Below are 408 nucleotides of genomic sequence, written 5' to 3'. Positions count from 1 at the left end.
GTGGAAGAATTTCGCAGGCCGGCGACATAGGCGAAGCGCTCGTGGCGCCCGGCGACGAGAAACGCCGCGATGGTCTTCGCGCCATTGCGATTGTCGCCCGTCACGCTGGAGACGCTGGTGCTCTTGGTTTTCCGATTGAGGAGGATCACGGGAATGCCGGCATGTCGGCATTCCTCGTCGAAATGCGACGACAGGCTGATCGAGGCCAGCACCAGCGCATCGACGCGATAGCGCAGCACTTCTTCCAGGATCGGGTCGGACGGTTCGCCGGGCTTGGCGGTGAACAGCAGCACGCGGTAGCCGACGGCCTCGAACGCCGCCGAGAGCGCTTCAAGGACGGCGGGATAAAACTGGTTCTCCAGATAGCTCATCGCCACGCCGATGATGTTCGAGCGCCGCGTGATCATC

1 pseudogene is annotated in these 408 nt (G+C 63.0%); it reads right to left on the bottom strand.

The window, feature by feature from the left end:
- Positions 1-408: pseudogene (locus GSQ79_RS24025) on the bottom strand (LacI family transcriptional regulator); the annotation flags it as partial.

This window comes from Beijerinckia sp. L45, from assembly GCF_009765775.1.
GTDB lineage: Bacteria > Pseudomonadota > Alphaproteobacteria > Rhizobiales > Beijerinckiaceae > RH-AL1.
This window is presented reverse-complemented; position numbering and strand designations above follow the sequence as displayed.